The following is a 7,859-nucleotide window of genomic DNA, read 5'->3' as shown; positions in this document are numbered from 1 at the left end:
CCTTCCACACGCCGGTGGAATACCGAACGGCAGAAGGCTAGGTGCTTTATCTTGTCTCATATTTCTAGGTCAGTGCATTTCGGAAGAGGCGGTTCTTTGTTTATATTTTTTTCCGGTACATCCACGAGTTCCAATAGTAAATAAGCGAGGTAATGCCGCCAAAGCGGAGGAGATGCTTTGCCTGCTGCTTCATTGCTTCATTTGCCTGTACCTTTTCGTCGGACAAATAGATGGAGAGAAGACCTTTGTTTAATTGTTTATGAAAGCCGGCCTCCGGAAGCTTCGCTACTTTTTTGTCAGCCTCGGATTTGAAAAACTCCAGCCGGGACATCATATGGCCGGCTGACGCATATTTTTCGGTGAAATTCAGAGAGCCCTGCTCCACGTCTTCCTCCTGGTCAATAAAGTAATCAAGCAGAATGTGCATCCCCTGCACATAAGGAAAATGGGCTTCTTTAATCGACTTCGCCTGAAGCTCTGCAAGCGGCGAACGGGCAGCGTACCCGGCCAGTGCATAAATACCAAGCGTCGATCCGGAAGCAGCGCAAAATTCATACCAGGCCATCGGTGGGATCCGGTCTTTAAAGTGCTCATAAAGCTCAATCAGCTTTGCTTCACGCTCATTGACATCAATATGCTTGTATATCTGCATCTCCCTGTAATACATGGACAGCTCCTCCATATACGGCTGGGCGCCAGAAAGGCCCGGAAAGCTCTGCAGAGCAGACTGGCACGTTTCAACCAAGTCTTTTAAAAAGCCGCCGTCCCCCTCCCCTTTTTTCTTTTTAAGGTAATCCTGCTGACTGGCTCCGGGATCCAGAGCATGCTTCAAGGCTTCATGAATATCACGATAAAAGGCTACGCCCTCCTCCTGACTCATGTCACAGATACTGTCCAGATAATCGCTGATATTTTGATAGGCTACAATAAAACGCAGCAGCTCGCTCCGGATATGTTCGGGAGCAATCAATGCGTAAAGCGATCCCCCTTCATAGTGGAAGGTTTTTTCATCAATTGCTTCAAGCGCTGCCTGGCGGTATAAATCATCCGGGATCTGCTCTGCCTTCTGCTTCCACTCACTTAAGTAATTACGCGCAGCCGGCAGGGTGTCTTTCACCCCGTAGTACATAATAGTCGGTATCGACGTTGGTGCTGACATTTCAAAAGGCCTCCTTGATTGGCTGGTTCATTTCAGGAATGCTGGTTCATAAAGTGAATGATATATCTTACCACCCGTTCCTGTTCGGGCTCATTCAATATTTCATGGTAAAGATTATTCCATATTTTAATCGTTCGCTCTGACGTATGCAGCCGGTTAAACCAACGCACAGTTGCTTCTTTATCAACAATATAATCCTCTCCGGCCTGCATAACCAGAAGCGGCGTATCCGGAAAGCTTTCCGGCTGTGCCAGGCTGATACGCATTGCCCGGATCATCTCCTGGTACCAGCGGACTGTAACTGTATCATTCACCAGTTCATCCTTCTGGTACTCAGCTCTTGTTTCCGGATTTCTTGTTAAATACTGGGCCTGAATGCCGGTTTTCAAATTTTTACCCGGTACGAGCCGGTGCGCAAGCCTTCCGGATAATTCCCGGATTCTGTTTGGGTATTCGTACAGCCCGAGCGCAGGGGAAGACAGGATAATACCTTTCACTGGCATATACCGCTCGGATACTGCCCGTATGACAATTAACCCGCCCATGCTGTGCCCAAGCATAAAAATAGGCAGCTTAAAGGAAGCTGCTTCTCTGTACCATTCATATACGGTGTCTGTATATTCACGAAAGCTGTCTATATGCCCTCTTCGCCCGTTGGTTTCTCCGTGGCCGGGCAAGTCCCCGGTAATCACATGCAGATGCTGGCGTTTCAATACATGGATCAGCCATTCATATCGCCGGTAGTGTTCGCCCGATCCATGAACCAGCACAACAACTCCACGCGGGCGGTCCACTAATCTTTTTTCCACTATTATCGCCCCCTTTTTCCTCAATCCAGTACCCCGGGAAATATATCTTTCTTTATTTTACTATTATTTTTGCTACACTTGCATTAGAAATGCAGAATAAATTTCGGAAAGTGTGGTTTTTTATGATTTATCCGTACAACAGCCAGTATCCTTCCATTGCTCCCACCGTTTTTTTAGCAGATTTCACGGTCATCACTGGTGACGTTACCATCGGCGAGGAATCGAGCATTTGGTTTCACACCGTTATTCGCGGGGACGTAGCACCTACGCTGATTGGCAGCAGAGTCAATGTGCAGGATCAATGCCTGCTGCACCAGAGCCCGAAGCATCCTTTGATTATTGAAGACGACGTTACTGTCGGTCATCAGGTAATGCTTCATTCTGCCATTGTAAGAAAAAAGGCACTCATCGGCATGGGGTCTACAGTGCTTGACGGGGCCGAGATCGGTGAAGGGGCGTTCATCGGTGCCGGCAGCCTGGTTCCACCCGGAAAAACGATTCCCGCCGGCGTACTTGCCTTTGGACGTCCGGCCAAAGTCGTTCGTGACCTCACCGAGGAGGACAAAGAAGACATGGAGCGTATCCGCCTCGAATATGTCGAGAAAGCCAGGCAGTATAAAGAAACAAGCCGCAGGCATCAATGATGTCCGCGGCTTGTTTTTAATATTGATGTGGGATGTCTCTCGTTATAATTTCACCTGCCACCGGTGCTGTCTGCTGAACCGGTGCAGTTGTTGCCATCATTATTACAATGAACGCAGCATACCATAAACCTGCCTTTTTCATTTCTTCACCTCTTTATTATATGTTCGTTTTAGTATATTCGAACTATAAAAAGAGCGTTTTCCGCTTCTGGCTCCAAAATCGATCATTTACCTAAGACTTTCCTCTTTTTTCTACGGATTTCTTCCCGTAAAATAATTATAGGAATATTTGAGAGATAGGGAGAGAACTATATTGATGGATTTTTCACGGGTGGGAAATAAAATACAGGAGCTGCGTAAATACCGGGGCTACACACAAAAGGAGCTTGCTAAAGATATTTGTACCCAGGCGCAGATCAGTAAAATCGAGAAGGGGACTATCGTTCCGTATTCAAGCACCATGTTTTATATTGCTGAACGGCTCGGAGCCAGCATGTATTACTTTTTTGAAGAAGCGTTAACAGACCGCAGCGACTACGTTCGCTCTGTATTCAGTATGCTTGAAACGTGCCGGTTCGAGCATGATTACGTTTCGATGCGGGAGCTGCTTTCCAGGGAGGAAGACAACCCTATTTTCAAAATCGGCTATTACGAGCAGTACATGCTCTGGCATAAAGCTATTTGCGCCTACGAACTGGATAATGATCCAGAACAGGCTCTCGAACTGGCTTCCTCTGCCCTCGATGCATACCACAAAGGAATTTATACGGAACGTAAAGGTGAAATCATAAACGCCATGGCGATTATTTACAACCTTGAACACGAATACAAAAAAGCTGCAGATATATGCCGGAAAGCGCTGCAGGACCATCAGAGCCTGGTGCACCCGGAGAATAAATACATTGAATTAAAGCTGACATATACCTTGACTAAAGCGCTGACCTATCAGGGTGCTTACCAGCAATCCATCGACTGGTGTTCAAAGGGAATCAACCGCTGCATTGATCTGCAGAACAGCTACGTTTTAGGGGAGCTGCTTTATCAGCGGGGACAAAACCTTCTTGTGCTGGGATTTGATCAATCCGCGCTTCAGGACTGGAGTCAGGCATGTTCCATGTTTGATACGATGAAGCAAATCGGCCTCGCAGACCACATCCGCCAGGAAATCGACGATTATAAACGAGACGGGACCATTCACCTGCATACACTGCAATAATATATAAAAGCCGGGGAAACATTTCTTCCCCCGGCTTTTATAGTATTCACTTTTTCAAATGGTACATGAACGTTTCAAGCTGCTGGAGATCCGTAATATTTTCATTGCACCTGCGACTGTCCTGGCAGATATAGTTGCCCCGGCTCGTATATGTTTCTTTTCCGGACTTTACTACTGACATAAAAAGCCCTGTCTCCTCCTGCTTGTTGCAGATCGTACAGATGCCTTTTCCGGGAGTGTTACGAAATGTTCCAAACACGCCCGTCAATCTCCTCTGATCTGTAGTAATAATATATTTTCGTTCTGCCCGGATGTCGTTCCAGCCCAGGTAGGATATATTTTTCAGCTCCACTTCTTCCAATGATGGCATTGTCAGCTTTTTCGCCTTTGGAAACAGCTTTTTAATCCGTTCTACAGTTACCGCCGGGAATGGAACAACATACATTTTCAACTCACCGAGAATCTGCTCTGCCTGAGTGCTGTCCTCTACATACAGAACCTTTTCTAACAGTTTTTCCTGCTCGTCGTTCATCGAATGAAAGCTGTTGATAATTTGATCAAAGGCGCTGTGTTTTAATGCACTGATTACGTCGGCGTCTTTTACTGTAGCGTGTGCATGGGCGAATTTCCATACATGCTCTTTAATAAAATTAAACTGATCATTGCGCAAAAATGGCTCAATTTGAATCATTTACCCATTCCTCATTTCAGTATAGTAAGCTTCCGTTTCCGGCGTTGAACAGAATGCTTTATACAGCAGTGAATATAAATCCATCATCGGTGATTCCCTTAAGATTGCGGTATTAGTATACAACAAATTAGTTTTTGTAGAAAACTATAGAAAAAGAAGCCGGCGGACGTCAGCGATTCTCTGTCAGGCACCGGATCATAAACTGAATATTTTTTGTCCGCTCTGCTCTTTTTGGAAGTACATATGAAAAAAATCTTTTTGCATCGATGCCTTCAATGGATAAAAGCTCCAGCGTGTTGTGTTTTTGTTCTTCTTCAATCGCTGCTTCTGATAACAAGGATAATCCAAGGCCGCTTTTAACGGCTTCTTTAACCCCCTGCGTGCTGCTGATCATCAGAAGTGAACGCATGCGGATCCCGTTTGCGTTCATCACATAATCAAACGATTCCCTGGTTCCGGATCCCTTTTCGCGCACCACCCACTTCAGATCCTGCAGCTCCTCCCGGGTTACAGGTGAAAAAGAGCTGGATGTACTCTTAACTACCGCCAGACGGTCCGTCTGAAATGGTGTCAGCGTAATATCAGCAGCCCCGCTGTGCCCTTCCACCAGACCAATATCGACCTTCAGCGTCCGGACCAGCTGAATGATTTCCTCAGTATTGGCGATCGTCACTTCAAACTGAATTCCCTCATACTCCTCCTGCATTCTGGCCATTACTTTTGGGAGAACGTATTCCCCAATCGTAAAGCTGGCCCCGATATGAATGGTTCCACTCACTTCTTCATGCATCATATATATAGCTTCCTTCATATGGGCGTAGGTGCCCATCAACTGACGGGCATGATCCAAAAATACCTCACCTTCCCTTGTAAGCATCAATGACTTTGTTGTCCGCTGAAAAAGCGGGGCAAGAAATTCCCTTTCAAGATTTTTTATATGCACGCTTACAGTCGGCTGGGAGAGGGAGAGCACCTCCGAGGCTTTTGTGAAATTTTTTTCCTCCACCACAGTCAAAAATGTTTTTAATTCGTCAATATGCATATTTCCTCCTATTTATTAAAAATATTAATTAATTTCATTATATATATTTGTTTTTATAATAAAAAGAGCGGGAGTACAATAGCGTTAATGATTAGGAGTTGAAGACTAATGAAACGATTTGCTTCTTTCATTCCCATGCTAATGTCCGGACTTATCTTTACGTTTATTGCTGCTGTGCTCAGCAGCGCACTCGCAGAGGTTGCTCCATTCTCAGCGATGGGCGCGCTGGTTACTGCAATACTTTTAGGCGTATGCTGGCGCTTCACCGCTGGAGTTCCCAACCGTGCGCTTCCGGGAATCACTTTTTCAAGCAGGCACCTGCTTAGGCTCGGCATTATTTTCCTCGGGGCCCGACTGCATTTAGGAGATATTTACGAATCCGGATTTAACGCTTTTTTTATCGCTGCTTCCGGGTTACTGATTGCGCTTTTTTTCATTTACCTTGCTGCCAGAGCTTTAAGGATAGATAAAACGCTCAGTCTGTTAACGGCCTGCGGTACAGCTATCTGCGGAGCTTCAGCAATCGCAGCCATCGCTCCGATTGTAAAGGCAGAGCATAAAACAACCACTGCGAGCATCGCGATTATCGCAGTGGTTGGTACTGTTTTTTCCGTTTCCTATACGTTTCTGTTTCCGTTTCTGGGGATGAATGCGTATGAATATGGCATTTTATCAGGAGGAACTCTCCATGAAGTAGCCCACGCTGTAGCAGCATCTGAAGCCGGTGGTACAGTTTCGGAAGACCACGCCCTGATCATTAAATTAACAAGGGTTGCACTTCTCATTCCGGTAGCACTTATAGTTGCCACGCTTCAAAGCCGTAAAGAAAAGCGGGCCTCTCATACAATTCCGGTTCCATGGTTTATTTTCGGATTTTTAGCAGTGAGTCTGGCCAATACCTTTAATCTGCTCAGCGACTCCGCAGCTGCTTTTATGATCTCCGCTTCATATGTTTTTCTCGGCATGGCCATGGCTGGTTTTGGAATGCAGATGCCAGCCGCTTCTTTTAAAACAATTAGTTTAAAGATGTTTATCGTGACAGTTTGCGGCTCGCTTTTATTATCTTTTTTCGGCTACTTTCTTATCGAAGTTATGCTTTAACCTGACCTGCGCTGCAAAATTCGTTTGAAACCATTTTTTAAAGGGTAAACAGTTATATTCATACTATCGCGGAGGCTGACCATGAAATTTTCAGGCACGATTTTAGTAGTACTGGCCGCGATACTATGGGGTATTTCAGGTGGATTGGCAGATATACTTTTACATAAGGGCTGGGATCCGTTAGTCATTTCCTTTTACCGGGGAGCCGTTGGTTTTGTCTGTATTTTTATATGGTTCCTTTTACGGATTCGAAAGACCGGATCCCCCTCCACCCGATTATTTATATGGGCTGCTCTCGCCGGGGCGGGCGTCGCCGGCAATTTCACCTTTTACTTCCTCAGTATTGAGGCCTCAAGCGTAGCCATCGCTGCCACGCTAATGTATACCGCACCTATATTTGTATTTTTGATTTCTTTTTTTCTAAAGCAGGAATCCTCTACTTTTTTCAAGTGGGGATGTATTGCAGTAGTGCTTGTAGGAATTTTCCTCCTGACAGGTGCTTATGACACGGGCGGTTCTTCGGTTACACTTGCAGGCGCCGCTGCCGGCCTTGGGGCCGGTCTTTCGTATGCGTTGTTTATTTTCGGATTTAAATACGCCTCTGCAGTCGGCAGGCCCGAAACCTCTTTAACGATCGCTTTTTTTGTTTTTTGTGTAATTCTTTTGATGTTTGTCGACCAACAGGAAGCATTATCTGTTTTGACCTCCAGTGACATTGGGTGGTTCCTGCTGCTCGGGCTCGTTGGTGCAGGCATTTCCTTTGTACTGTATGTTATCGGCATAAAGCTGACGACCCCGGTTACTGCTTCAATGGTTGCCATGGCAGAACCGGTCACTGCTTCTTTGTTTGGAGTAGTTCTGCTTGGAGACAGCCTGGCAATCATTCAGGCATTGGGCATCGTTATTATTTTGGTTTCCATTACTGCGTTCAGCGTACGCCAGTCTGCCTAAAAAAGCAGCTCCCGGGAGGGAGGGGGGGCTGCTTTTCGTTGTTCAGCAGGTGTCAATTTAAGTTTCAAAATAATCCAGCATATAAGCTTCGTTATTTATTTCCCCCGGCCCTCCCCTCTCGATACCTTGCCTAAATGTGCATTTCTTTATTTTAAAAATAATAAAAAAGGGTTCTATGTCTAATGTTGGGGTGACCCCTCCGTTATCCGGCGAGCGACCATTTATATTGATGATGCAATAACACTT

9 protein-coding genes are annotated in these 7,859 nt (G+C 45.8%); 4 read left to right on the top strand and 5 right to left on the bottom strand.

The genetic code is table 11. The annotated features are described in order from the left end of the window. Positions 1-100 precede the first annotated feature (100 nt). Both ACTTK7_RS16845 and ACTTK7_RS16840 read right to left on the bottom strand, forming a co-directional pair. Positions 101-1,159 carry a tetraprenyl-beta-curcumene synthase family protein gene (locus ACTTK7_RS16845; RefSeq protein WP_462869254.1) on the bottom strand — a complete coding sequence of 353 codons (1,059 nt, stop codon included), beginning with the start codon at positions 1,157-1,159 and terminating at the stop codon, positions 101-103. A gap of 32 nt (positions 1,160-1,191) precedes the next feature. Continuing rightward, positions 1,192-1,968: an alpha/beta hydrolase gene (locus ACTTK7_RS16840; protein WP_022795025.1), complete on the bottom strand. Its 777-nt coding sequence runs from the start codon at positions 1,966-1,968 to the stop codon at positions 1,192-1,194. Between the two features lie 122 nt (positions 1,969-2,090). On the opposite strand from ACTTK7_RS16840, the gene ACTTK7_RS16835 reads away from it, so the two are divergent. Further along, positions 2,091-2,612 carry a gamma carbonic anhydrase gene (locus ACTTK7_RS16835; protein ID WP_298785337.1) on the top strand — a complete coding sequence of 174 codons (522 nt, stop codon included), beginning with the start codon at positions 2,091-2,093 and terminating at the stop codon, positions 2,610-2,612. Positions 2,613-2,928: 316 nt separating this feature from the next. Continuing rightward, positions 2,929-3,828: a helix-turn-helix domain-containing protein gene (locus ACTTK7_RS16830; RefSeq protein ID WP_462869255.1), complete on the top strand. Its 900-nt coding sequence runs from the start codon at positions 2,929-2,931 to the stop codon at positions 3,826-3,828. Positions 3,829-3,874: 46 nt separating this feature from the next. On the opposite strand, the gene ACTTK7_RS16825 is transcribed toward ACTTK7_RS16830, so the two are convergent. Both ACTTK7_RS16825 and ACTTK7_RS16820 read right to left on the bottom strand, forming a co-directional pair. After that, positions 3,875-4,519: a FusB/FusC family EF-G-binding protein gene (locus tag ACTTK7_RS16825; protein WP_462869253.1), complete on the bottom strand. Its 645-nt coding sequence runs from the start codon at positions 4,517-4,519 to the stop codon at positions 3,875-3,877. Positions 4,520-4,688: 169 nt separating this feature from the next. Further along, positions 4,689-5,561, bottom strand: a complete 873-nt coding sequence (locus ACTTK7_RS16820) for a LysR family transcriptional regulator (RefSeq protein ID WP_298785334.1) — start codon at positions 5,559-5,561, stop codon at positions 4,689-4,691. 108 nt (positions 5,562-5,669) lie between these two features. On the opposite strand from ACTTK7_RS16820, the gene ACTTK7_RS16815 reads away from it, so the two are divergent. After that, on the top strand, positions 5,670-6,662 hold the full coding sequence (locus ACTTK7_RS16815) for a YeiH family protein (RefSeq protein ID WP_298785333.1): 993 nt from the start codon (positions 5,670-5,672) through the stop codon (positions 6,660-6,662). An 81-nt stretch (positions 6,663-6,743) separates the two neighbouring features. Then, positions 6,744-7,613, top strand: a complete 870-nt coding sequence (locus ACTTK7_RS16810; RefSeq protein WP_462869252.1) for a DMT family transporter — start codon at positions 6,744-6,746, stop codon at positions 7,611-7,613. A 57-nt stretch (positions 7,614-7,670) separates the two neighbouring features. Here ACTTK7_RS16810 and ACTTK7_RS16805 read toward each other — a convergent pair. Beyond that, positions 7,671-7,859, bottom strand: a 189-nt coding sequence (locus tag ACTTK7_RS16805; RefSeq protein WP_462869251.1) for a hypothetical protein, incomplete at its 5' end; no start/stop codon positions are given.

The sequence above is a fragment of the Marinococcus tarijensis genome (assembly GCF_054971385.1).
The sequence above is the reverse complement of the archived record's forward strand: the minus strand, read 5'-3'. Positions and strand labels throughout refer to the sequence as shown.